This window comes from Micromonospora sp. 4G55 (assembly GCF_016803375.1).
On record NZ_JAEVHN010000028.1, the window covers coordinates 1 to 24,277 of the forward strand.

The 24,277-nt window shown below is 73.4% G+C and carries 18 protein-coding genes, 5 pseudogenes and 1 riboswitch; of the genes and pseudogenes, 12 read left to right on the forward strand and 11 right to left on the reverse strand.

Annotation, left to right across the window (positions count from 1 at the left end):
- Positions 1–975, forward strand: a pseudogene (locus tag JNW89_RS04635) (alpha-hydroxy acid oxidase); the annotation flags it as partial.
- Positions 972–2,321 (forward strand): annotated as a pseudogene (locus JNW89_RS04640) (PLP-dependent aminotransferase family protein). The pseudogenes JNW89_RS04635 and JNW89_RS04640, both read left to right, overlap by 4 nt.
- On the opposite strand, the pseudogene JNW89_RS38550 reads toward JNW89_RS04640, so the two are convergent.
- From JNW89_RS38550 to JNW89_RS04660, 3 genes and pseudogenes are all read right to left on the reverse strand, one after another.
- Positions 2,299–3,353 (reverse strand): annotated as a pseudogene (locus tag JNW89_RS38550) (LacI family DNA-binding transcriptional regulator). The pseudogenes JNW89_RS04640 and JNW89_RS38550 sit on opposite strands and share 23 nt — an antisense overlap.
- 84 nt (positions 3,354–3,437) lie before the next feature.
- Positions 3,438–4,358, reverse strand: coding sequence for a GH32 C-terminal domain-containing protein (locus JNW89_RS04655; RefSeq protein ID WP_238447852.1), 921 nt, complete (start codon positions 4,356–4,358; stop codon positions 3,438–3,440).
- Positions 4,274–5,983: a glycoside hydrolase family 32 protein gene (locus JNW89_RS04660; protein WP_238447853.1), complete on the reverse strand. Its 1,710-nt coding sequence runs from the start codon at positions 5,981–5,983 to the stop codon at positions 4,274–4,276. The genes JNW89_RS04655 and JNW89_RS04660 overlap by 85 nt, the downstream gene beginning before the upstream one ends.
- 234 nt (positions 5,984–6,217) lie before the next feature.
- Between JNW89_RS04660 and JNW89_RS04665 the strand changes: the two genes are divergently transcribed.
- The 6 genes from JNW89_RS04665 (at position 6,218) to JNW89_RS37505 (ending at position 12,326) form a co-directional block, all read left to right on the forward strand.
- Complete coding sequence (locus tag JNW89_RS04665; RefSeq protein WP_238447854.1) at positions 6,218–7,306, forward strand: substrate-binding domain-containing protein; 1,089 nt, start codon at positions 6,218–6,220, stop codon at positions 7,304–7,306.
- Between the two features lie 98 nt (positions 7,307–7,404).
- Entirely contained in the window at positions 7,405–8,433 is a 1,029-nt protein-coding gene (locus tag JNW89_RS04670; RefSeq protein WP_238447855.1) for an ABC transporter permease, read from the forward strand.
- Positions 8,430–9,272: an ATP-binding cassette domain-containing protein gene (locus JNW89_RS04675; protein ID WP_238447856.1), complete on the forward strand. Its 843-nt coding sequence runs from the start codon at positions 8,430–8,432 to the stop codon at positions 9,270–9,272. The genes JNW89_RS04670 and JNW89_RS04675 overlap by 4 nt, the downstream gene beginning before the upstream one ends.
- Positions 9,273–9,326: 54 nt before the next feature.
- The gene (locus JNW89_RS04680; RefSeq protein WP_238447857.1) at positions 9,327–10,286 is read left to right on the forward strand and encodes a carbohydrate kinase; all 960 of its coding nucleotides are present in this window, start codon (positions 9,327–9,329) and stop codon (positions 10,284–10,286) included.
- 55 nt (positions 10,287–10,341) lie between these two features.
- The gene (locus JNW89_RS04685; protein ID WP_238447858.1) at positions 10,342–10,602 is read left to right on the forward strand and encodes a hypothetical protein; all 261 of its coding nucleotides are present in this window, start codon (positions 10,342–10,344) and stop codon (positions 10,600–10,602) included.
- Between the two features lie 1,058 nt (positions 10,603–11,660).
- Positions 11,661–12,326: an FGGY-family carbohydrate kinase gene (locus JNW89_RS37505; RefSeq protein WP_309139946.1), complete on the forward strand. Its 666-nt coding sequence runs from the start codon at positions 11,661–11,663 to the stop codon at positions 12,324–12,326.
- Between the two features lie 166 nt (positions 12,327–12,492).
- On the opposite strand, the gene JNW89_RS04695 is transcribed toward JNW89_RS37505, so the two are convergent.
- On the reverse strand, positions 12,493–13,911 hold the full coding sequence (locus tag JNW89_RS04695; RefSeq protein ID WP_238447859.1) for a glycine hydroxymethyltransferase: 1,419 nt from the start codon (positions 13,909–13,911) through the stop codon (positions 12,493–12,495).
- An 18-nt stretch (positions 13,912–13,929) separates the two neighbouring features.
- Positions 13,930–14,019, reverse strand: a riboswitch (ZMP/ZTP riboswitch).
- A 164-nt stretch (positions 14,020–14,183) separates the two neighbouring features.
- Between JNW89_RS04695 and JNW89_RS04700 the strand changes: the two are divergent.
- Positions 14,184–15,051: pseudogene (locus JNW89_RS04700) on the forward strand (metallophosphoesterase family protein).
- 47 nt (positions 15,052–15,098) lie between these two features.
- Here JNW89_RS04700 and JNW89_RS04705 read toward each other — a convergent pair.
- The 5 genes and pseudogenes from JNW89_RS04705 to JNW89_RS04720 all read right to left on the reverse strand — a co-directional run bounded on the left by JNW89_RS04705 (position 15,099) and on the right by JNW89_RS04720 (position 18,928).
- Positions 15,099–15,599 carry a hemerythrin domain-containing protein gene (locus tag JNW89_RS04705; RefSeq protein WP_179805259.1) on the reverse strand — a complete coding sequence of 167 codons (501 nt, stop codon included), beginning with the start codon at positions 15,597–15,599 and terminating at the stop codon, positions 15,099–15,101.
- A 115-nt stretch (positions 15,600–15,714) separates the two neighbouring features.
- On the reverse strand, positions 15,715–17,322 hold the full coding sequence (locus JNW89_RS04710) for a S8 family serine peptidase (protein ID WP_306344805.1): 1,608 nt from the start codon (positions 17,320–17,322) through the stop codon (positions 15,715–15,717).
- Between the two features lie 22 nt (positions 17,323–17,344).
- Positions 17,345–17,620, reverse strand: coding sequence for an NAD(P)H-hydrate dehydratase (locus JNW89_RS36480; protein WP_309139947.1), 276 nt, complete (start codon positions 17,618–17,620; stop codon positions 17,345–17,347).
- Between the two features lie 116 nt (positions 17,621–17,736).
- Positions 17,737–18,213: pseudogene (locus JNW89_RS36485) on the reverse strand (NAD(P)H-hydrate dehydratase); the annotation flags it as partial.
- The gene (locus JNW89_RS04720; RefSeq protein ID WP_238447860.1) at positions 18,197–18,928 is read right to left on the reverse strand and encodes a histidine phosphatase family protein; all 732 of its coding nucleotides are present in this window, start codon (positions 18,926–18,928) and stop codon (positions 18,197–18,199) included. The gene JNW89_RS04720 and the pseudogene JNW89_RS36485, both read right to left, overlap by 17 nt.
- A 136-nt stretch (positions 18,929–19,064) precedes the next feature.
- On the opposite strand from JNW89_RS04720, the gene JNW89_RS04725 reads away from it, so the two are divergent.
- On the forward strand, positions 19,065–19,304 hold the full coding sequence (locus JNW89_RS04725) for a hypothetical protein (RefSeq protein WP_238447861.1): 240 nt from the start codon (positions 19,065–19,067) through the stop codon (positions 19,302–19,304).
- 64 nt (positions 19,305–19,368) lie between these two features.
- Here JNW89_RS04725 and JNW89_RS04730 read toward each other — a convergent pair whose 3' ends face one another.
- Both JNW89_RS04730 and JNW89_RS04735 read right to left on the reverse strand, forming a co-directional pair.
- Positions 19,369–19,785 (reverse strand): hypothetical protein, encoded by a 417-nt coding sequence (locus JNW89_RS04730; protein WP_238447862.1) that lies wholly within the window; start codon positions 19,783–19,785, stop codon positions 19,369–19,371.
- A 766-nt stretch (positions 19,786–20,551) separates the two neighbouring features.
- Positions 20,552–21,256 carry a hypothetical protein gene (locus JNW89_RS04735; protein ID WP_238447863.1) on the reverse strand — a complete coding sequence of 235 codons (705 nt, stop codon included), beginning with the start codon at positions 21,254–21,256 and terminating at the stop codon, positions 20,552–20,554.
- A gap of 673 nt (positions 21,257–21,929) precedes the next feature.
- Between JNW89_RS04735 and JNW89_RS04740 the strand changes: the two genes are divergently transcribed.
- Both JNW89_RS04740 and JNW89_RS04745 read left to right on the forward strand, forming a co-directional pair.
- Positions 21,930–23,756 (forward strand): Xaa-Pro dipeptidyl-peptidase, encoded by a 1,827-nt coding sequence (locus tag JNW89_RS04740; protein ID WP_238447864.1) that lies wholly within the window; start codon positions 21,930–21,932, stop codon positions 23,754–23,756.
- Positions 23,757–23,859: 103 nt separating this feature from the next.
- Positions 23,860–24,186, forward strand: a complete 327-nt coding sequence (locus JNW89_RS04745) for a hypothetical protein (RefSeq protein WP_238447865.1) — start codon at positions 23,860–23,862, stop codon at positions 24,184–24,186.
- Positions 24,187–24,277 lie beyond the last annotated feature (91 nt).

Consider the following 24,277-nt stretch of genomic DNA (forward strand, 5'->3'; position numbering starts at 1 on the left):
CGCCGCCAACCGGGCGCCCTCGACCGGGTCGCCGTGCTGCCCGGATGCTCACCGGGGTGGACGATCCCCGCACGGCGGCGACGCTGCTCGGCCGGGAGCAGGCGATGCCGGTGGCGGTCGCGCCGATGGCGTACCAGCGGCTGCTGCACCCCGACGGTGAGTCGGCGCTGGCGGCGGCCGCCGGCGCGGCCGGGGTGCCCTACGCGCTCAGCACGCTGAGCAGCACCACCATCGAGGAGGTGACCGCCGCCGGCGCCGGGCCGGTCTGGTTCCAGCTGTACTGGCTGCGCGACCGGGGGCTGGTCGCCGACCTGCTGGACCGGGCCCACACCGCCGGCTGCGCCGCGCTGATGGTGACCGTCGACGTGCCGGTGCTCGGCCGGCGGCGGCGCGACGTGCGCAACGGCTTCGCGCTGCCGCCGGACGTCACCGCGGCGAACCTGCCCGGCGGCCGGGACGACCTCGCCCACACCGGCACGCCCGGGGTGTCGGCGATCGCGCGCACACCGGCGCGGTCTTCGCCCCCGCGCTGACCTGGGCCGACCTCGACTGGCTGCGGGACCGTACCCCGCTGCCCCTGCTGGTCAAGGGCGTCCTCGACCCGCGCGACGCGGTGCGGGCGGTGCAGGTCGGCGCGGACGCCGTGGTGGTCTCCAACCACGGCGGCCGGCAGCTCGACGGCGCCCCCGCCACCGCCACCGTGCTGCCGAGGTGGTCGCCGCCGTCGACGGGCGCGCCGAGGTGCTGCTGGACAGCGGCATCCGCAGCGGCACCGACGTGCTGCGCGCGCTCGCCCTCGGCGCGACCGGGGTGCTGCTGGGCCGGCCGATGCTCTGGGCCCTGGCGGCCGGCGGGCGGGCCGGCGCGGAGACGGCGCTGGCGCTGCTCGCCACCGAACTGCGCGACGCGCTCACCCTCGCCGGCTGCGCCGACCCGGCGGCGGCCCGCGACCTGCGTACCCTGACCGGAGGTTGAGCCGTGGACGAACCAGTCGACCTGGACCTCGCCTCGTTGCATCCGGCCGTCGACGACCCGGCGTTGAACTCGATGAACTTCCTCAACGAGGTGGCCCAGCACTGGCCGGACGCGGTGTCGCTGGCCGCCGGCCGCCCGTGCGAGGAGTTCTTCGACGACGACGCGCCACGCCGCTGGCTGGACCGGTTCCGCCGGCACCTCGTCGAGGACCTCGGGCAGCGCCCCGAGCAGGCGCGGCGCACCTTGTTCCAGTACGGCCGGACCAAGGGCGTCGTCCATCAGCTCGTCGCCCGCAACCTCGCCGTCGACGAGGGCGTCCACGTCGACCCCGAGGCGGTCGTCGTCACGGTGGGCTGCCAGGAGGCGATGTTCCTGGTGCTGCGCGCGCTGCGCGCCGGGCCCCGGGACGTGCTGCTCGCGGTGGCCCCGACGTACGTCGGGCTGACCGGCGCGGCCCGCCTGCTGGACCTGCCGGTGCGGCCGGTGGCCGGCGGCCCGACCGGGGTGGACCTGGCCGACCTGCGCGACCAGGTGCGCCGAGCCCGCGCCGAGGGACTACGGCCCCGGGCCTGCTACGTGATGCCGGACTTCGCCAACCCCTCCGGCGCCAGTATCAGCCTGGAGGACCGGCGGCGCCTGCTCGACCTGGCAGCCGAGGAGGAGCTGCTGCTGATCGAGGACAACCCGTACGGCCTCTTCCCGGCCGGCGAGCAGGGCCGGCTGCCCACCCTCAAGGCGCTGGACACCCGGCGTCGGGTGGTCTACCTCGCTCGTTCGCCAAGACGGTGCTGCCCGGCGCGCGGGTCGGGTACGTGGTCGCCGACCAGCGGGTCGCCGGGCGGGACGGCGCCGTCGGGCTCCTCGCCGACCAGCTCGCCAGGATCAAGAGCATGGTCACCGTGAACACCTCGCCGCTGGCCCAGGCGATCATCGGCGGGGCGCTGCTGGAACACGACTGCTCGCTGGTCACCGCCAACGTGCGCCAGCGGGCGGCGTACGGCCGCAACCTGCGCCACCTGCTCGCCGGCCTGGCCCGGCGGTTCCCGGCCCCGTCGCCGGTGCGCTGGAACGCGCCGGCCGGCGGGTTCTTCGCGGTGGTCACCGTGCCGTTCCCGGTCGACGACGCGCTGCTGCGCCGCTCGGCGGAGCGCTACGGCGTGCTGTGGACCCCGATGGCGCACTTCTACGACGACGGCGCGCCGGTCGACGCGCTGCGCCTGTCGGTCAGCGCGGTCACCCCGGACCAGATCGACCTCGGCCTGGACCGGCTCGCCGCGCTGGTCGCCGACGAGGTGACGGCCACCGGCTCGCCCACCGCGCTGGTCAGTCGCGATGCGGTCCGCTGAGCTCGCCCGAGCCCCGGGGGATCAGCCGGCTCGCCACCAGGTGGGTCGTCGGCCGCCACTGTTCCCCGTCGAGCCGCCGGAAGATCAGTGACGCGGCGACCCGACCCATCTCGGACGGGTCCTGCGCGACGACCGTGACGGCCGGCTGGAGAAGGTCGGCGAGGGGGAAGTCGTCGAAGCCGACCAGCGCGACCTCGTACTGCCGGCCGAGCTGCTGCAGCGCCCGGATGGCCCCGACGGTGACCAGGTTCCGCGCGGTGAACAGCGCGGTGGGCGCTGAACCGGCGGACAGCAGCCGGCGCACGGCCTCCTCCGAGGCCGCTCGGTGTGCAGGTCGTGCACGATGGTCGCGGGCGACGGTCGGATGCCATGGTCGCTGAGCGCTTCCTTGTAGCCCTGGAACCGCTGGCGCGCCGTCGGGATGCTCCGTAGGTCGCCCAGGTAGGCGATGTCGCGGTGTCCGTGTCGGATCAGGTGGTGCACCGCCGCCGCCGCGCCCTCGTGGTTGTCGGTGAGGACGGCGTCCACCGGCAGACCGACCGGCGGCCGGTCGACGAAGACCACCGGGGTGCCGGTGCTGACCTCGCCGGCGAGGTACCGCTGGTCGTCACTGGCCGGGACGACGACCAGGGCGTCGGCCTGCCGCCGGGTGAAGGCCCGGACGAGTTCGCGTTCCCGCTCCGGGTCCTCGTCGACACTGCCCGCGAAGATGAGGACCCCCCGGTCCCGGGCGGCGTCCTCCAGCGCCCGGTGCAGGGCGGCCGAGAAGGGGTTGGCCAGATCCTCCAGCACGGCGGCGATCGCCGCGCTGCGGCCGCTGGACCGGCGGAGGCTGCTCGCGGTGAAGTTGGGCCGGTAGTCCAGTTGCGCGATCGCCCGCTGCACCGCCGCGGTCTTGGGTGCGGACACGCCGGCCTCGCCGTTGACGACCCGGGAGACCGTCTTCGGGCTGACTCCGGCGAGCATGGCAACGTCCCGCAGCGTCGGTCGGGCCTTGCCGGTGCTCGTCGTTGCGGAGGCGGCAGCGTGCATGGGCGCTCCTACCGGGGCGGGTGCGGCGGCGAGGGCGGGGCCACGACGTACGCCGTGGCCCCGACCGACATGATCGAGCCCAGGTTATCGCCACACCGAACGCAGCGGCCGGACGGTCAGCGACCGTACGAGCACCGCCCCGCCCTCGGCGAAGAGGCGGGTCCGATCGCTGGTGGGCGACGGAAAGACCTGGTCGGTGATGGTGGTCTCGCCCGCTCCGCCGAACACCTCGACCGAGGAGCGGTCCACGTACACCGTCATCCGCACCCGGTTCCCATCGACCGACAGCGGGCCGGAGTGCACGCCGGGGAAGAGCGGACCGACGTCCACCAGGCCGGAGCGCGTCCGGTCGACGAAGAGGCGCCGGGCGCCGACGTCGTACCCGATCAGGGTGCGTTCCTGCTCGCCGGCGCGGACCTGGAGGCCGAAGCGGTCCGCGTCGCGGAGCTCGAACTCCGCTTGGATCTCCAGCACGCTGCCGTTCGCCGCCGAAGGCAGGTCGAGCACCCCGGACGGCACGGTGGCGTCGCGCAGCGTGAACGCCGCGCCGCCACCACGCAGGGCGGTCGGCTGCCCGGCCGGCTGCTGGACGAGGCGCACCTCGCCGTCGATGGTCTTCAGCCCGAACTCCCGGGGCAGGGCCATCGCGCCCCGCCAGGGAGAGGTGGGGATGCTGCCGGCGTACTGCCAGTTGTTCATCCAGCCGATCAGGACGCGCCGGCCGCCGGGGACGTTGTCGTACGAGACGGCCGCGTAGAAGTCCTTGCCGTAGTCGACCCAGTCGTAGCGTTCCAGCTCGCCGATCGCCGGCCGGTCGGCGAACATGACGTGGTCGACGAGGATGTGCCCCCAGCCGCCGGAGTTGAAGTCGTTGATCTCCAGGTGGGCCCGCCGGCCGGTCAGGTCGCGTACGTTCCAGCTCACCCAGTCCAGGCGCTCGCTGTCCCTGCCGGTGGCGGTCCGGACCACCTCGCCGTCCACGACGAGGTTGACCGCGGTCTCCACGACCGGGGCAGCACCGGCTTGTCGGTCGCGACGAGGTGGTCGACCAGCAGGTGCCCCCAGCCGCCGGTGTGCTCGTCGACGATCCGCAACCGGGCGCTGCGACCCCGGAACTCGGTCACGTCCCAGCCGCGCCAGTTCATGAAGCCGGAGAAGTTCCCGGTGCCGGTTCGCACCACCTGGCCGTCGACGAGCAGCTCGACCACCGTGCGGCCCGCGCCGGCGTCCAGGTGACCGCCGGCGCCGACGAGCAGGCCCAGGTGGTCGCGGTCGATGGTGAAGGCCGGCGACGTCAGCGTGCCGGTCGTGGAGTCGGCCTCGTAGAAGGTGGTGAGCAGCTTCTCGCCGACGTGGCCCCGCTCCGAGCGGGCCGGACCCACCACCGGCGCACGGCCGCGCAGCCCGCCGGTCGCGGTCCAGCCCGCCTGCTCGTACGTCTGCCCGTCGGGCAGTTCGAAGTCGAGCACCGGGTCGGCGTCGGCGGGCACGGCGTCGGTGGTGGTGCCGGGCAGGTGCGGGTGGGCGCCGCCGCCGACGAGCAGGTTCAGGTAGTCCTGGTCGATGTCGAAGTCGGGGGAGACCATCCGGCCCCGGGGCGCGTCGAAGCCGAGGAAGCTGTTGACGAGGGCCCGGCCCTGGAAGCCGCTGACCTGCTGCTGGCCGGGCACCGTACCGGGATACGGCCCGGTCCCGAACGGGCCGGGCCCCGACGCCGGATCGTTCTCGACGGTCCATCCCGCGTAGTCGCCCTCGAAGTCGGCGAAGAGCTTTCCGGCCGGCGGCGCCGGCTCGCTCTCCACCACGGTCTCGGCGGTGAACGTGGTGCCGTCCCAGTCGCCGATGAAGTACTGCGCCCCCGATCCGCCGGCCACCGCGCCGGGGTTCAGGTTGACCACCAGGACCCACTTGCGGTGCTGCGGGTCGCCGTCGACCGGCAGCTCGAACAGGTCTGGCACCTCCCACACGCCGCCGATGGCGTTGGCCGGGCCGAAATCGCTCAGGTGACGCCATGAGCGGAGGTCGGGGGAGCCGTAGAAGCTGACCTTGTGCTCGGTGGCGAGCACGACCGCCATGGTCCACTGCCCGGATCTGGTGTCCCAGAAGACCTTCGGGTCGCGGAACTCGCGGGAACCAAGGTCGAGCACGGGATTGCCGGCGTACTTCGTCCACGTGCGACCGCGGTCGGTGCTGTAGGCCAGCGACTGGGCCTGGATGCCGGTGGCCGGGTACCAGCTGGTGTAGACGGCGACCATGGCCGGGGCGCCCGGGGCGCCGAAGCCGGACGTGTCGCGCTCGTCGACCACGACCGAGCCCGAGAAGATGTGCTCGTCCGCGGAGTACGGGATGGCGACCGGCAGCTCCTTCCAGTGTCGCAGGTCCCGGCTGACCGCGTGGCCCCAGGACATGTTCCCCCACTGCGTGCCCTCGGGGTTGTACTGGTAGAAGAGGTGCCACTCGCCCTCGTACCACACCAGCCCGTTGGGGTCGTTCATCCAGTTGCGCTCCGGACTGAAGTGGACCTGTGGTCGGTACGGCTCGTCCCTGGTCGCGGTCGACGCCCCGGCAGCGCCCGGCACAAGCGCCACGAGAGTCGCGGCGGCCACGGCCAGCCATCGGCGAATCCTCATCCCCGTCCTCCGTCCGTCGAGAGCGTCCGGCGCCGGCTCCCGGTGCCGGGGGTCCGCCCGTGGCGAATCCTGTGCGGGACTGACATCGATGTCAAGGGTTACGCCCGAGTTACGCCTCGGCTAGCAAAAACCCGGTGTTAACCCATTGACATCTCTGCGGTGCTCACTTGAAACTGCGCTGACATCGTTGTCATCAGCCCTCCGGTCCCGCCGGGGGTCATTGAGGGAGAACACATGATCCAGCGCATCGTCCGCCGCCGCGCGGCCCTGCTGGTCGCCGCCGCGGCGGCCACCAGCCTGGTCGTCACCGGGTGCGGCGACAGCTCGGGCGACGGCGGTTCGGAAACCGGCGGCAAGACCGTCGCCGTCTCGCTGATCACCAAGAACTCCACCAACCCGTTCTTCGTCACCATGCAGCAGGGCGCGAGGAAGGCCGCCGACGCGGAGGGCGTGAAGCTGACCCTGGCGGCCGGCAAGGAGGACGGCGACGAGGCCAGCCAGGTGCAGGCCATCGAGGACGCGATCGCCCGGGGTGACGCGGGCATCCTCATCACCCCGAACGGCCCCGGCGTGAACCCGGCCATCAAGAAGGCCCGCGACGCCGGGCTCTACGTCATCGCGCTGGACACCCCGCCCGACCCGGCCGACACGGTGGACATCACGTTCGCCACCGACAACTTCAAGGCCGGAGAGCTGATCGGCAGGTGGACGGCGGCCCAACTCGCCGGGAAGCCCGCGACCATCGCTCTGCTGGACCTGTTCAACGACAAGGTCGTCTCGGTCGACTACGACCGCGACCAGGGCTTCCTGACCGGGATGGGGATCGCCACCGCCGACCGGAAGAAGAACGGCGACGAGGCGAAGACGGGCAGCTACTCGGGCGGCACCTACACGATCGCCTGCAACGAGCCGACCAACGGCGCCGAGGACGGCGGTCGCACGGCGATGGAGAACTGCCTGACCAGGAACCCGGACATCAACGTGGTCTACACCATCAACGAGCCGGCCGCCGTCGGAGCCCACAAGGCCCTGCAGGCGGCGGGCCGGACCCAGGGCGTGCTGGTCGTGTCCGTCGACGGTGGCTGCGACGGCGTCCGCCAGGTCAAGGACGGGATCATCGGCGCCACCTCCCAGCAGTACCCGCTGAAGATGGCCGAGCTGGGCGTGCAGGCGATCAAGAAGATCGCGAACGACGGGGAGAAGCCGAAGACCTCCGAGGGCCTGGACTTCTTCGACACCGGCGTCGCCCTGGTCACCGACAAGGCGGCCACCGGCGTCGAGAGCATCACCAGCACCGACGGCGCGCAGCGCTGCTGGGGCTGAGCCACCACCGCCACGGCCGAGGAGCCCGGGGAATCGCCACCCCGGGCCGTCGGCCGGACGGCCCGTCCGCCACCGTCGACAACGGCAGGGAGCCCGCCGTGACCACCACGACACCACCGGCCACCGCCGCGCAGCAGTTCGCCCTGCGCCGGCAGTCGCCACTGCAACGCGTCCAGCACCTGCTGCACGCACACCCCGCGATCAGCCCGTTCCTGGTACTGGTCATCTCGTTCGTCGTCTTCTCCACCCTCAACCCGCGGTTCGCCTCGCCGAACTCGCTGTCGCTCGTCCTGCAGCAGGTCGCGGTCATCGGCGCGCTCGCCGTCGGGCAGACACTGGTCATCCTGACCGCCGGGATCGACCTGTCGGTCGGCGCCATCACGATCCTGGCCATGATGCTCGCGGCCAAGCTGGCCGAGGAGCAGGGGCTGCCCGGCCTCCTCGCCATCGTCCTCGCCGTCGCGGTCGGCGCCGCCGCGGGAGCGCTCAACGGGACGCTGGTGACGCGGTTGAAGCTGCCGCCCTTCATCGTCACGCTCGGCACGCTCAGCGTCTTCACCGCCATCGGGCTGCTCTACTCCGGCGGCCAGAGCGTGCAGGCCACCGACCTGCCAGCGGTGCTGAGCTGGACCGGCGAGTCCTTCCCGGTGGGACGGTTCCGGATCACCGCCGGTGTCGTCGCGGTCGTCGTCCTCTACCTCGCGGTCGGCTTCGCCCTGGCGAAGACCGCCTGGGGCCGGCACGTCTACGCCGTCGGTGACGACAAGGAGGCCGCCCGGCTCGCCGGCATCCGGGTCGACCGGGTCCTGCTGAGCGTCTACGTGGTCGCCGGCGCGATCTACGGCATCACCGCCTGGATCCTGATCGGACGTGCCGGCGCGGCCAGTCCGAACGCCATCACCGACGCCAACCTGGAGAGCATCACGGCCGTGGTCATCGGCGGCACCAGCCTCTTCGGCGGCCGGGGCGCGGTGCTCGGCACCCTGCTCGGCGCGCTGATCGTCGGCTTCTTCCGCAGCGGCCTCTCCCTCGCCGGGGTCGACGACCAGTACCGGGTACTGGCGGTGGGCCTGCTGGTGATCCTCGCCGTGGCCGTGGACCAGTGGATCAGAAAGGTGAGGTCATGACCGCCACCACCACGCACACGCCGGCCGACCGGTCGGGTGCGCCGGACAGCGCGCAGCGCTCCCCGGTGCTCTCGGCCCGCGGCCTGGTCAAGACGTTCGGCAAGGTCGTCGGGCTCGACGGGGTGGACCTCGACCTGTACCCCGGCGAGGTGCTCGCCGTCATCGGCGACAACGGCGCGGGCAAGTCGACGCTGATCAAGTGCCTGACCGGAGCGTTGACCCCCGACTCCGGGGAACTCTTCCTCGAGGGCAGGCCGGCGCAGTTCAAGCGACCGCAGGACGCGCGCGAGGCCGGTATCGAGACCGTCTACCAGACGTTGGCCGTGGCGCCGGCGCTGGACATCGCGAGCAACCTCTTTCTGGGCCGGGAGAAGCGCCGACGCGGGGTGCTGGGGTCGGTGTTCCGGATGCTCGACCAGAAGGGCATGCGACGGGAGGCCACCCGGGCCCTCACCGACCTCGGCATCGGCACGCTGCAGAACGTGACGCAGGCGGTGGAGACCCTCTCCGGTGGCCAGCGGCAGGCGGTCTCGGTGGCCCGGGCCGCGGCCTTCGGCAGCAAGGTGATCGTGCTGGACGAGCCGACCGCGGCGCTCGGCGTGAAGGAGTCCAACCAGGTGCTCAGGATGATCGAGGAGGTCCGCTCGCGGGGTCTGCCGGTGATCCTGATCAGCCACAACATGCCGCACGTGTTCGAGGTCGCCGACCGCATCCACATCCAGCGGCTGGGCCGCTGCGCCGGCGTGGTGACCCCACGGTCGCACACGATGCCCGAGGCGGTGGCGATCATGACCGGCGCGACCACCCTCGAGGAGACACCGGGCAGGGCGGCGGGCTGAGCCGGTGGCAGCGGTGGACGGGGCGCCAGCAGGCCCTGGCAGGAGAGGAACGACGTGATCACGGTAGTCGGCGAGGCCCTGGTGGACCTGATCGAGCACGGGCCGGGGGAGACGGTGGCCCGTCCCGGGGGCAGCCCCGCGAACGTCGCCGTCGCGCTCGCCCGGCTGGGTCAGCCCACCAGCCTGCTGACCCAGCTCGGCGACGACGCGTACGGGCGGACGCTGCGCGCCCACCTGAGCGGCAGCGGCGTACGGCTGGATCCGGCCTCGGTGGTCGACCTGCCGGGCACCAGCGTGGCCCGGACCCGGGTGGGCCCGGACGGACAGGCGGCGTACGACTTCGACATCGGGTGGCGGTCCTTTCCCGACGGCGTGCTCACCGTGCGGCCGGGCCCGGCCGAGGTCTGCCTGCACACCGGCTCCCTCGCCACCGTGCTGCGCCCGGGTGCCGACGACGTGCTGGCGCTGGTGCGGGCCCGGCGGGACACCACGACGATCAGCTACGACCCGAACTGCCGGCCGGCGCTGATGGGCGACCCGGTGGCGGCGCGGCACCGGGTCGAGGAACTGGTGGCGGCGAGCGACATCGTCAAGGTGAGCCTGGAGGACCTGGCCTGGCTCTACCCGGGTCGCCGGTACGAGCGGGCGGGACACGACTGGCTGGCGGCGGGGGCGTCCGTCGTGGTGGTGACCCAGGGCGGCGATGGGGCGTGGGCGGCCACCCGTCGATGTGCCGTACGGGTCGCGGCGCTGCCGGTGACCGTGGTGGACACCGTCGGGGCGGGTGACGCGTTCACGGCGGGGCTGCTGGCGGCGCTGGACGACCGGGACCTGCTCGGCGCGGTGCGCCGGACGGCCCTGCCCGCCGTCGGGCCGGACGTTCTCACCGCCGTGCTCCGCCAGGCCGCTCGCGTCGCCGCGTGGACCTGCGGCCGACGGGGCGCCGACCCACCCACCCGTGCCGACCTGGCGACCGGCTCCGCCGCGGTGGCGGGATCTCCGGTGGCCGGCTGACCGCCGGCGGCCCAGCGGCCGTCGTGGTTCCGGTGGCCGGCCCGCAGCGACCATAATGGACGCCATGGTCGCTTGGGAGTACGCCCTGCTGGTCCGCCGCTACCAGGGGCAGGGACGCAATTTCCACGTCTCGTTCGTCTGGTACGGCCCGGACGGGTCGCGCACCGACATCACGGCGTACGGCGACACCGCGATCGCGCACCTCAACCGCGCCGGCCGGGAGGGCTGGGAGCTGGTCTCCGCCGCCGAGGACGTGAACAACGTGCAGGGCAGCACCGAGGTGCACCGCTACCACCTGAAGCGTCCGCTCGCCTGATCCCGCGCGGTTGCTAGCGTGGCCTTCCGTCGGGGATGGGTCCGCCGGCGGGGACGGGAGGGCGAGGGTGAGGCAGCGGTACGCCGTCGGCGTGGACTTCGGCACGCTGTCCGGCCGGGCGGTGGTGGTCGCCGTCGACGACGGCGCCGAGCTGGGCAGCGCGGTGCACCCGTACCGGCACGGGGTGCTCACCGACCGGCTGCCCGACGGCCCGCCGCTGCCCCCGGACTGGGCCCTGCAGGACCCGACCGATCACCTGGCGGTGCTACGGATCGCGGTGCCCGCCGCGCTGGCCGCCGCCGGGGTCGACCCGCGCGACGTGGTCGGCGTCGGCGTGGACGCCACCTCCTGCACGGTGCTGCCGACGCTCGCCGACGGCACCCCGCTCTGTACGCTGCCCGGGCTGCGGGACCGGCCGCACGCCTGGCCCAAGCTGTGGAAGCACCACGCCGCCCAACCCCAGGCCGACCGGATCAACGCCGTCGCCCGCGAACGCGGCGAGACCTGGCTGGGCCGCTACGGCGGCCGGGTCTCGGCCGAGTGGCAGCTGGCCAAGGCGCTGGAGCTGCTGGAGGCCGACCCGGAGGTCTTCGACGCCGCGGAACGCTGGATCGAGGCCGCCGACTGGATCGTGTGGCGGCTCTGCGGGCGGGAGACCCGCAACGTCTCCGCCGCCGGCTTCAAGGGGCTGCGCCCAGGACGGCCGCGAGCCGTCCCCGGAGTTCCTCGCCGCGCTGCACCCGGCGCTGCCCGGGCTGCTGGCCAAGGTCGACGGCCGCTGGCCGCGCTGGGCGCCCGGGCGGGGACGCTCACCGCCGAGGCGGCCGGCTGGACCGGCCTGCCGGAGGGAACCCCGGTGGCGGTCGGTGCCATCGACGCGCACGTCACCGCCGCGGCCGCCCGCTGCGTCGCGCCCGGGCGGATGCTCGCGGTGCTGGGCACCTCCACCTGCCTGATCATGAACGCGGACGACTGCCACGAGGTGCCCGGCGTGTGCGGAGTGGTCGACGGCGGGGTGAGCGCCGGCAGCTGGGGGGTACGAGGCCGGGCAGAGCGGGGTGGGCGACATCTTCGCCTGGTACGTCGACCGGGCGCTGCCCGCGTCGTACGCCGAACAGGCGCGGCGGCGGGGCGTCAGCCCGTACGAGCTGCTGGACTCGCTCGCCGCCGAGCAGCCGGTCGGCGGGCACGGGCTGCTCGCGCTGGACTGGCACAGCGGCAACCGCTCGGTGCTGATGGACCACGAGCTGAGCGGGGTGCTGCTCGGCCTGACCCTGGCGACCCGGCCGGAGGAGATCTGGCGGGCGCTGCTGGAGGCGACCGCGTTCGGGGCGCGGACCGTGGTCGAGGCGTTCACCGCCGCCGGGGTGCCGGTGCGCGAGCTGACCGCCGCCGGTGGCCTCACCGCCAACCGGCTGCTGCTGCGGATCTACGCCGACGTGCTCGGCCGGCCGCTGCACGTGCTGGACGCGGCGCAGCCGGCGGCGCTGGGCGCGGCCATCCACGCGGCGGTGGCCGGCGGGGCGTACCCGGACGTGTCGACCGCCTCGGAGACGATGGGTGCGCCGCACCGCGAGACGTTCCACCCGGACCCGGCCCGCGCTGCCGCCTACGACGAGCTGTACGCCGAGTACCGGGCCCTGCACGACCACTTCGGCCGGGGCGGCACCGACGTCCTGCACCGCCTCCGCGCCCTCCGCAACCGCGCCCACCACACCCCCTGACCCGGCCCGCCCGCACCCCGCCGACGACCTCGGTGATCAAGAGGTTCGCGTCGGGGAGAGCGCATTCCCGTGACCCGAACTTCTTGATCAACCGGGGAAGGGAGGGGATGGACGGCGACGCCCCGCCGGGCAGGGCCGGGCGGGGCGTCGGGAGGTGCGGGTGGGGTCAGGCCAGGTTGACGGCGGGGTAGAGGGGGAAGCCGGTCAGCAGCTCGGTGGCCTGCTTGCTGATCTTGTCGGCCAGCGCCGGGTCGAGGACGTACTTGGCCTTGGACTCACCCGGCGTCGTCTGGGTGAGCACGGTGTGGATCAGCTCGGCGGTGGCGTCCATCTCGGCGACGCCGAGGCCCCGGGTGGTCAGCGCCGGGGTGCCGATCCGGATGCCCGAGGTGTACCAGGCGCCGTTCGGGTCCTGCGGGACCGCGTTGCGGTTGGTGACGATGCCGGAGTCCAGCAGCGCCTGCTCGGCCTGCCGGCCGGTCAGCCCGTAGCCGGAGACGTCGAGCAGCACCAGGTGGTTGTCGGTGCCGCCGGTCACCAGCTTCGTACCACGGCGCACCAGGCCCTCGGCGAGCGCCTGGGCGTTGTCCACGATGCGCTGGGCGTAGTCGGCGAAGTCGGGGCGGCGGGCCTCGGCCAGCGCGACGGCCTTGGCGGCCATCACGTGCGGCAGCGGACCGCCGAGCACCATCGGGCAGCCCCGGTCCACCTGGTCGGCCAGCTCCGGGCCGCAGAGCACCATGCCGCCGCGCGGGCCGCGCAGCGACTTGTGGGTGGTGGTGGTGACGATGTGCGCGTGCGGCACCGGGTCGAAGTCGCCGGTGAAGACCTTGCCCGCGACCAGGCCGGCGAAGTGCGCCATGTCGACCATGAAGGTGGCGCCGACCGAGTCGGCGATCTCCCGCATGATCCGGAAGTTCACCTTCCGCGGGTACGCCGAGTAGCCGGCGACGAGGATCAGCGGCTTGAACTCCCGGGCCGCCTCGGCCACCCGGTCGTAGTCGATCAGGCCGGTGGCCGGGTCCGTGCCGTAGCTGCGCTGGTCGAACATCTTGCCGGAGATGTTCGGCCGGAAGCCGTGGGTGAGGTGGCCGCCCGCGTCCAGCGACATGCCGAGCATCCGCTGGTTGCCCAGCTCCCGGCGCAGCGCGAACCAGTCCGCCTCGGTGAGGTCGTTGACCTGGCGTACCTGGGCCTTCTTCAACGCCGGGGACTCCACCCGGTCGGCCAGGATCGCCCAGAACGCCACCAGGTTGGCGTCGATGCCGGAGTGCGGCTGCACGTACGCGTGCGCGGCGCCGAACAGCTCCTTGGCGTGTTCGGCGGCCAGCGCCTCGACGGTGTCCACGTTCTGGCAGCCGGCGTAGAAGCGGCGGCCGACGGTGCCCTCGGCGTACTTGTCGCTGAACCAGTTGCCCATGGCCAGCAGGGTGGCCGGGGAGGCGTAGTTCTCGCTGGCGATGAGCTTGAGCGACTCGCGCTGGTCGGCCAGCTCGGCGCCGATGGCGTCGGCCACCCGGGGCTCGACGGCGCGGATCACCTCGAGCGCGCTGCGGAATGCGGTGGATTCGGCGTTCAGCGACATGCGACCTCCTACAGACGTGCGGAAGGCCCAGGCGCTCGGCGTGCGTCCTCATGACGGGACCGCTTCCCGATGGTGCTCCATCCCCACGCGCCAGTCACGGCCCGCGCCGATCCTACCGGGTCGCCGTGGCGGGGCCCGCTCGACCTCGCCGGACGGGGTGGTCGGGCGGGTCGGTGGTGGGCACAGCAGATGGCCGAGCCGGGCTCGGCGGACTGACGCGCCGCCGCCGCGCGGCCCCCACGCCCGCGGCCCGGTCTGCGTACGATCGGCGGATGCCATCCGAGGACGCCGGCGGCAGCCTGGTCGCCATCAGCGACCTGCACGTCGGGTACGCGGAGAACCGGGCGCTGGTCGAGGCGTTGCGCCCGTCCTCGCCCCGCGACTGGCTGATCGTCGCCGGGGACGTGGGCGACACCGCCGCCGACGTCGAGTGGGCGCTGGGTCTGCTGGCCGAGCGGTTCGACACGGTGGTGTGGGCGCCCGGCAACCACGAGCTGTGGACCCCGCAGGGCGACCCGGTCACCTGCGGGGCGTGGCCCGCTATGAGCACCTGGTGCGACGGTGTCGGGAGCTGGGCGTGCTCACCCCGGAGGACCCGTATCCGGTGTGGCGGGGGCCGGGCGGGCCGGTGCTGGTGGCGCCGCTGTTCCTGCTCTACGACTACAGCTGGCGGCCGGCGGGCTTCGACACCCGCGAGGCCGCCCTGGCCGAGGCGTACCGGACGGGAATCGTCTGCACCGACGAGTTCCTGCTGCACCCCGACCCGTACCCGAGCCGCCACGAGTGGTGCGCGGCCCGGGTCGCCGGGACCGCCCGCCGCCTCGCCGAGCGGGAGCCGGCCCTGCCGACCGTGCTGGTCAACCACTGGCCGCTGGTACGGGAACCGACCCGAGTGCTGCGCTACCCGATCTTCGCCCAGTGGTGCGGCACCGAGGCCACCGCCGACTGGCACCGCCGCTTCGACGCCGCCGCCGTGGTCTACGGGCACCTGCACATCCCCCGGACCACCTGGTACGACGGGGTCCGCTTCGAGGAGGTCTCGGTGGGCTACCCCCGGGAGTGGCGGCGCGGGGCGTACCCCCGGGGCGGGTGCGGCAGATCCTGCCGGCGCCGGACGGGGTGCCGCCGACCGCCTGGTGACGCGCGCGGGGCTCGGCCGACGGCCGGGCCCCGTGCGAAGGTGGCGCTCAGGCGGTCACGGCGTCGACGGCCTTCTTGATCGCCTTGGGGGCCGTGGGGGTACGCGGCGCGTCCTTGCGCATCGCGATCATCCGCTCACCGATCTCCTGGAGCTGGTTGCGGCCGAGGGCCTCGCGCACCTTCGGGAACCACTCCTGCTCCTCCTCCTCGACGTGGTGCTCGACGTTCTCGATCAGCACCGTGGTCTTGGCGACGAAGCGCTCGTCGGAGGCGTCCATCGCGGCCAGCTCCGCGCAGAGCAGGTCGGCCACGTGGTGCTCCTCGTACGACTCGAGGATGTCGTCCTCGAGGTCGGGCAGGAGCTTGCGGACCTCCGGGTACATCACCTCGTTCTCCAGGTAGGTGTGCACCGTCAGGGCTTCGAGGATCTGGTTCACGAGCTGCTGGCGCTTGCTGGCCGGGCCCTCCTCGGCCTTCTGGAACTCCTTGAAGAGGCGGCGCATCTCCTTGTGGTCCTCTTTGAGCAGGACGATGGCATCGGTGGACACCGGCAGACCTCCTTGATTCCGACTGACGTCTGCCCCGGTACCCCGAGGGTGAGCTGGGGAAACGGATGGGGCCCGGCGTGTTCCGCCGGGCCCCACCACTGGTCGTGCCGTGCTGCTACTTCACCACGTTGTACGCGTTGACCATGCCGGCGCCGTAGAAGCCGTTGCGCTCGCCGCCGGAGCAGGTCGCGTCGTAGGCGTGCGGGCCGGTCGAGATCAGCGGCACCGGGTTGTAGACGCCGTCCGGGCAGGACTGCGCCACGGCGGTGCGCTCCAGGAACGAGGCCAGCTGACCGGGGCTCATGCCCGGGTGCGCCGACGCCGCCAGCGCCGCGACGCCGGTGGCGTGCGGGCCGGACATCGAGGTGCCCTGCTTGTAGCCGTAGCCGTTGGTCTTCGTCGCCGTGTTGAAGGTGGTCGACAGAATCCCGTCGGTCAGCGTGGAGCGGACGCCCTGCGTGCGGTAGCGGGTGTCGCCACCCGGCGCCGTCACGTCGATGACCCCCTGGCCGTACGAGGAGTAGTAGCTCTTCTGGCCGGTCGGGCCGACCGCCGACACGGTCACCACGCCCGGCGCCTCGGCCGGCAGGTCGAGGCAGGCGTTGGTGAGGTTCTCGCGCTCCTCCGGCGTCCCGTTGTTCGGGCTGCCGAAGTCGTCGAGCTTGTGCGCGAGGTCGTAGTTCGAGTTACCCGCGGACGCCACGTTCAGCACGCCCTTGTTCGACGAGTAACGGATGGCCCGCTGGACCGCCTGCCACACCGGACGCTGGCGTGCGTCGTTGCGGCAGTTCAGCTCCCACGGGTCGATGTAGTAGCTGTTGTTGGTCAGCTGGAACCCGTGCTCGGCGGCCCAGATGAACCCGCAGACCGCGGCCTCCGGGAAGATGTAGCCGTCGTCGTTGACCACCTTCACCGCGGCGAGCTTGACGCCCGGCGCGATGCCCGCCACGCCGACGCCGTTGACGGCGGCGGCGATGGTGCCGGCCACGTGGGTGCCGTGGTCGGAGGTGGTCGGGTTCCAGGCCGCCTCGGCCGTGTCCACCGTGCCGCCGATGCAGGACGTGCTCTTGTCCTTGGCGATCTGGGTGGCCAGGTCGGGGTGGCTGCTGGAGATGCCGCTGTCCAGCACGCCCACCACCACGCCGGAGTTGCCGGCGTTGACGGCGTGGGCCTGCGGGAGGTCGATCATCGGCATGTCCCACTGCTGACCGTAGAGGGGCTCCTTGGTCGGGTCGGCGGTGATGTTCGCCGCCTCGGCCGCGGAGACCTCGACGGTCTCGCTGTCTTGGAGCGCGGTGCCCAGGCCGGCGGTGGACGCGACCGACTCGACGCCCGCACCCGCCACGTCGGTGGCGAAGTCGGGGTTGGTCGAGCGGACGACGAGCACGCCGATCTGGTCGTACGTGGCCACCACGGTGCCCTTGGCCGCGGCCACCCGGGCCGCCGCCTTCCCGGTGGTGGCACCCTGCGGGGCCAGGACCAGGAACGTGGTGTCCGGGCCGGCGGCCGTGGCCGGGGCCAGCCCGCCGGCGACGGCGAGGCCGACACCGAGGGTCATGGCGGACGCGGCAGCCAGTGTCTTGCGACGAAGGTTCTTCACACAGACTCCCAGGGGCTGTCTCCAGCCGGGTACGCCCCCTGGTGGGGAGCGGCCGGCGGGAAGAGGGCGGGATGCCCGCTTCCGAACCAACAGCGTAGGAGCGCGGTGTGTCGTTACACACATCCGTTCGGTTGGTCGCTGACCGTCACACGGTCGCCAGCGTGTGCGGAATCTCGTCCAGCAACTCCCGGGCGAGGAAGCCGATCCGCCCGAACCGGGGGACCAGCCGCTGGCCGCTGACCGCGTGCGCCCAGGCGGCCCAGCAGGCGCCCTGCGCCGGCGTCGCCCCCCGGGACAGCAGCCCGGCCAGCAGCCCGGAGCGGACGTCGCCGCTGCCCGAGGTGCCCAGGCCCGCGTCGCCGCTCTCCTCCCGCCAGCACTCGCCGCCGGGGGTGGCGATGTGGCCGTAGAGCGAGACCACCGCGTCGTACCGGCGGGCCAGCTCGCGCGCTCGGCGTCCAGGTCGGCGCCGGGCTCGCGGCCCAGCAGGTGCCGCGCCTCGGTCACGTTGGGGGTGAGCACCACCGGCCGGCCCGCGCCGACCAGCAGGTCCGGCTGGTGGCTGAGCGCGCCCAGCGCGTACGCGTCCAGCACCAGCGGCGTCTCCGGCGCGGCGGCGTCGAGGACCAGGCGCAGCAGCGCCCGGGTCTCGTCGATGTCGTTGAGGCCGGGACCGACCGCCACCACGTCGGCCTGCCCGACCAGCTCGCCGAGCCGGTCGCCCGGATCGCCGGCGACCGCCCCGTCCCCGGTCTCGGGCAGGCCGATCACCAGCGCCTCCGGCACCTGGATGCTCAGCGCGGCGGCGGTCGACTCGGCGGCGGCCAGCTGGAGTACCCCGGCGCCGGCGCGCAGCGCGGCCACGCCGGCCAGCAGCACCGCGCCGGGGGTGAAGCGGGAACCTCCGACCACCAGCACGGTGCCCCGGTGCTCCTTGCCGCCGGTGGGCACCGGCAGCGCCCAGTCGCGCAGCAGCGCCGGGGTGATCACCCGCGTCTCAGACCGGTTCGGCATGGACCTCGTCCTCCCTGGTCGGTCGGGCGCCCTGCCGGCGCAGGTGCGTCACGTCGTTGAAGGTGTCCAGGACGAGGCGGCCCTCGGGGTCGGCCGACCAGCCGGTCACTGAGCAGTTGGCGATCACGTGCTCCCGGGTGAGCGCCATCAGCTCGGCCTCGGTCAGTCCGTCCACCAGGTAGCGGAGCATGAAGACCAGCGCGTCGTGGCCGAACAGCAGCACCCGCTGTCCCTCGTGGTCGCGGCGCAGGTCGCCCAGGAGCGCCCGCAGCCGCAGCGCCAGGTCGGTCCAGGACTCGCCGCCCGGTGGGCGGTAGTAGAACTTGCCGAGCCGGCGGCGGCGGGCGGCCTCCTCGGGGAAGCGGCGCTGCACGCCGTGCCCGGTCAGGCCGTCGAGGATGCCCAGTTCCCGGTCGCGCAGCCGCTCGTCCCGGCTGGCCGGGATGCCGGTGCCGGCCAGCGCCAGCTCGGCCGTGCGCACCGCCCGCAGGTACGGCGAGACCACCGCCACGTCGGGCCGGCGTTCGGGCGGCAGGCCGGCGAGCCAGCGGGCGGTGGCCCGGGCCTGCTCCTCGCCGGTGTCCGACAGCGGCACGTCGGCGTCCCGGTGGGTCAGGTCGATCAGCTCGGCGCCGGACGTCTCCGCGGCCGTCGCGGCGACGTTCGCCGTGCTCTCGCCGTGCCGGACGATCCCGAGGGCTGCCAGTTCCGCCATGCGGCCCCCCGTACCCGAGCGGGCCGCCCGGTAACCGTTCCGGCTGGCGTGCAGCTCCCGGCGGGCCTGCGGCGTGAACGGACCGAGGCCGGGTAAGCGCTGGCGCGTTCGGAAGCCGAGACAGGGGAGGTACGCCATGGCGACCGCGGTCAAGGAGCAGAAGAGCCCGGTACGGGACAAGAACTACGACCTGATCCACGTCCTGCAGATGTCGCTGGACAACATCTACCGGATGGACACCTACATCGCGGACGCGGAGCAGCGAGGCGATTCGGAACTGGTCACCTGGTTCAGCAAGATTCAGGAGAACAACCGCAAGGCGGGTGACCAGGCCAAGCAGATGCTCATGCAGCGCTTGCAGCAGGAAGGGCGCTGACACCCGCGCTGCCGGGGGCCGGACGCGGCAGTCTCGTCGCGTCCGGCTCCGGCAGCCGTGACACTCAGGGCACCCGGACGGCGTAGATGCCCCGGCCGAAGGTCCCCGCCACGAGGCGGTGGTTGGTGCCGTCGTACTCGATGTCGTCGACCGGGACCAACGGCAGGCCCCGGCCCTGGCGCAGCCAGACCCCGCCGCCGGTCGGGCTGACGAACACGCCCTGGTCGGTGCCGACGTAGAGGGTCAGCCCCTTGCCGATGGCCAGGTCGTTGACCGGCGCCTTCGGCAGGGTGCCGCTGAGGTCGTGGAAGTGCCGGCCCCCGTCGAGCGAGCCGAGCAGGTACGGCCGCTGGGAGCCCGACCGGTACGCGGACAGCGTCACGTACACCCGGTCGGCCCGCCGCGGGTCGACCACGACGCGGGTGACCCACGGCTGCCCGGAGAGCAGGAGCTGCCAGGAGCCGCCCAGGTCCCGGGTCACCCAGACCCGCCCGTCGTCGGTGCCGACGTAGACGGTCCGGCCGTCCCCGGCCGGGGCGACCGTGGTGATGGTGCCGTAGTTGGTGTAGATCGGGTCGCGGCCGGTCCGCCGGTCAGGTCGCCGCTGATCACCGTCCAGGTCCGGCCGCCGTCGGTCGACCGGTTGAGCACGTTGGCGCCGTAGTACATCACCGCCGGGTCGCGCGGGTCGAAGACCACCGGGGTGAACCAGTTGCGCCGGGCCGCGGTGACCCGGTTGCCGAAGTACGTCATCGTCTCGCCGCCGTCGGTCGAGAAGAAGCAGTTGCCGTACTGGTAGCAGGCGTAGACGTTCTCCTTGTCGGTCGGGTTGATCAGGTTCTCCTCGCCGTCCCCGCCGAGGTACTCGTTGAAGGCCGGGCCGCCCCACGAGCGCAGCGAGCCGTTGTCCTGGGCGCCGCCGGAGATCCGGCTGACGTCCTGCGGCGTGATCGCCACGCTGTAGAACTGGGTGTACGGCTCGTGGGTGGCCTTCACCCAGCCGCCGTCCCCGTCGGCGTCCGAGCGGTACGTCCCACCGTCGTTGCCGAGGTAGACCCGCTGCGGACGGCGCGGGTCCCAGATCATCGCGTGGTGGTCGACGTGGGTGGAACTGCTGTCCGCCGTCCAGGTCCGCCCGCCGTCCTTGGTGGTCAGCAGCGGCACGCCCGCGACGTGCACGTGCTGCGGCTCGTCCGGGTCGACCCAGACCTTGCCGAACCACCAGCCGAAGGTGGACTGCGAGGTGGTCAGCTCCGGGGTGTCCGGCAGCCGCGTCCAGGCGTCGCCGCCGTCGCTGCTGCCGTAGAAGCCGGCGAACGGGCCGGCGGTGGAGTTGACGATCGCGTAGAGCCGGTCCGGGTCCGAGACGGACTGGCCCAGACCGATCCGGCCCACCTCCGGCCGGCCGCCGGCAGGCCACCCGCCAGGCGCGCCCAGGTCGCTCCGCCGTCGAGGGAACGGAAGACCCCTGAGCCGACGCCCCCGTAGGTGCGCAGGTCCGGGGTGCGGCGGTGGTCCCAGAGCACGGCGTAGAGCCGGTCGGCGTCGCGCGGGTCGATCAGCACCTCGGTCGCGCCGGTGAACTCGTTGGCCCCGGCGAGGATCCGCTGCCAGGTCGCACCGCCGTCGGTGGAGCGGTAGACGCCCCGGTCGCCGCCGCCGTTGTAGAGCGATCCGGCGGCGGCCACGAAGATCCGCTTCGGGTCGGCCGGGTCGACGGTGATCGCGCCGATCGCCCCCGAGTCGCGCAGGCCCAGCGACCGCCAGCTCCGGCCGCCGTCGCGGGAGGCGTACAGGCCGGTGCCCTCGTAGGTGACGCTGCCACCACCCGGATTGACCTCGCCGGTGCCGGCGTACAGGGTGCCGTCCGGGCCGGTCGCCACCGCGCCCATCGCCTGGGTCCAGCCGTCCGGCCAAGCCGGCTCGAAGCGGTTGCCGGCGTCCCGGCTCACCCAGACCCCGCCGCTGGCGCGCCGCGTAGACGGTGTCGGGGCGGTGCGGGTCCAGCGCGAGCGAGGTGATCCGGCCGCCGATGTTCGTCGGCCCGACCGAGGTCCACCGGCCGCCGACCGTGGGCAGCCGGGCCCCTTCCTTCGCCGCCGTGTCGTAGGCGTGCCGGGGCAGCGTCTCGCCGCGCACGGTCTTCTGCAGATAGCGGTACTCGGCGGGGGCGGAGGGCCCGCGCACCGGCCGGTACTCGTCCTCGGGACGCGGCGGTAAGGCGCCGGCGCCGGTGGGGGAGAGGGCCACGGTGCCGCCGGAGAGCAGCGCCGCGGCCAGGATCAGGGAGAGACTGCGTCGTCGTGCCACGGAGGTCCCTTCGCCGGTGGAGGGAAAGTGGACGGTCCCGCCGAACGTTACGAAGACGGATGTCGATGGTCAACCCTCCGATGTCGCCGAAAGTGACCGGGTCGACACCGGACACTAGGCAGGAGCTGTATCGATGGGGTGGAATGGCCTGACCTGCCGTACCCGTCGGAAGGACCACGATGACGCCTGTCCGAAGCCGGGCGCTGGCCGCCGCCACCCTCACGGCGCTGCTGCTCACGGCCGCCCCCGCCGCCCCCACCCCACGCCGCGCCCGGCCGGCCGGTCGCCCAGCCGCACATCGCCGGCGACCACACCGTGCCGGTCTACTCCTACGCCGACGCCGTCCGGGAAAGCGTCCAGGTCGAGACGCCGACCGACGCCGACGGCGACGGCGTGCGGGACCGGGTCATGGTCGACCTGGTCCGGCCCCGGGAGGCGGCGCAGGCCGGCGTCCGGGTGCCGGTCATCATGGACGCCTCGCCGTACTACCACTGCTGCGGCCGGGGCAACGAGAGCGAACGCAAGACGTACGACGCGAACGGCGTGATCGCCAAGGCCCCGCTCTTCTACGACAACTGGTTCGTCCCCCGCGGATACGCCTTCGCCGCGGTCGACCTCAGCGGCACCGCCCGCGCCACCGGCTGCGAGGACGTCGGCGGCCGGGCCGAGGTGGCCGGGGCGAAGGCGGTGGTGGACTGGCTGAACGGCCGGGCCCGCGGCTTCACGCTGGACGGCGAGCCGGTCACCGCGTCGTGGAGCACCCGCCGGGTCGGCATGATCGGCAAGTCGTGGGACGGCTCGGTCGCCAACGGCGTGGCGGCCACCGGCGTGCGGGGCCTGGAGACCATTGTGCCGATCTCCGCGATCTCCAGTTGGTACGACTACCAGCGTTACCGGGGCCTGCTGCGGGCGTCGGACTACCCCGCCTACCTGCACCAGGTGGTCAACGGTCGGCCCGCCGAGGCGTGCGCCGCCGTGCTCGCCCGGCTGCGCGCGGACAGCGCGGAGGACACCGGCGACTACAACGCGTACTGGGCCGAGCGGGACTACCGCCGCTCGGCCGAGCAGGTCCGGGCGAGCGTGCTGGTCGCGCACGGCGTCAACGACCTGAACGTCACCACCGGCCAGTTCGCCCGCTGGTGGGACGCGCTCGCCGACCGGCAGGTGCCCCGCAAGCTCTGGCTCTACCAGGCCGGGCACGAGGATCCGTTCGACGTCCGCCGGGCCCAGTGGGTCGCCACCCTGCACCGCTGGTTCGACTACTGGCTGCAGGGCCTGCCCAACGACGTCATGCGGGAGCCCCGGGCCACCCTGGAGACCGCCCCGGGGGTCTGGACCGAGCAGCGCGACTGGCCGGCCCCGGGCACCCGGAACGTCCCGGTGGCAATGGGCGCCGGCGACGGCACGACGGGCACGCTCGGCGGTCCGGGCGCCCGTCCGGGCGTGGTACGGGCGTACACCGACGAGTCGCTGACCGAGCCGCAGGTGGTCACCGAGCCGACGAGCGCCCGCGCCGGACGGCTGGTGTTCCTCTCCGGCGCGCTGACCGCGCCGCTGCGGATCTCCGGGACGCCGTCGGTGCGCCTGCGGATCAGGGTCGACCGGCCGACCACCGCGTTGAGCGCGCGACTCGTCGACTACGGCACCGCGGAACGGATCCAGTACCGCAGCTCGGAGGGGGTCCGGACGCTGGCCACCGAGTCGTGCTGGGGGGAGTCCACCGTGGCCGACGACGCCTGCTACCGGGACACGGCCGAGATCACCGCGGTCACCGACCACGGCGTCCTCACCCGCGGCTGGCTCGACGCGGCGCACCACCGGTCCCTGCGGTTCACCAGCCCGCTGCGTCCGGACCGCTGGTACACGATCACCCTGCCGCTCAACGCGTACGACGCGGTGCTGCCGGCCGGTCACGTGCTCGGTCTCGTGCTCGCCCAGAGCGACCCGGGCTTCACCGAGACCGACGACCGGGACGCCACCGTCTCGGTGGACCTCGGGCGCAGCACGCTGACCCTGCCCGTCACCGGCCGCGCCACCCTGCCGCCTGCCCCGGTCGCACCGGACGTGGTCACCGCTCCCGCCGCCCCGTCGCCCAGCCGCGCCGCCCCGCCCGACAACCGTCAGCTGCCGGACCGCTCCTGACGGCGGCTGACGACCGGCCCGCCGCCGCCTTCCGGGGCAGCGGCGGGCCGATCGACCGGGAAGGATGCCTTTCGGTCGACCACAACGGGAAGGGTGACGCCGGATGACAGTGGTCAAGGGTCTGGGCGAGGCGCTGGTGCTCTTCGTGATCGCGGTGGCGGTCGCCGCGGTCGGGGTCGGGATCTGGGTGGCGGTCAGCGGTGGGGACTTCCTCCACCGGCTGGGCATCGCGCTCGTGGTGGTCGGCCTCCTGCTGGCGGTGACCGGAGACCTCACCCTGAGCCGGATCGGCATGCTGGGCGCCCGGTCGACGTTCGGGCTGGCGCCGGAGCGGGAGGACGCCGGCGGTGGGCGGGTGCTCACCGGGATCGGCATCTCTCTGTTCGTCTCGGTTCCCCTCGTCGTGGTGGGCATCCTGCTGATCGTCTGACCGCTCCGGCAGCCTGCCAGTGGGCGCCGGCACCACGGGCCCGACGCGGCGGTCCGGCGGCTGGCGGGACGCCCGGCCGCGGCCGCCGGTC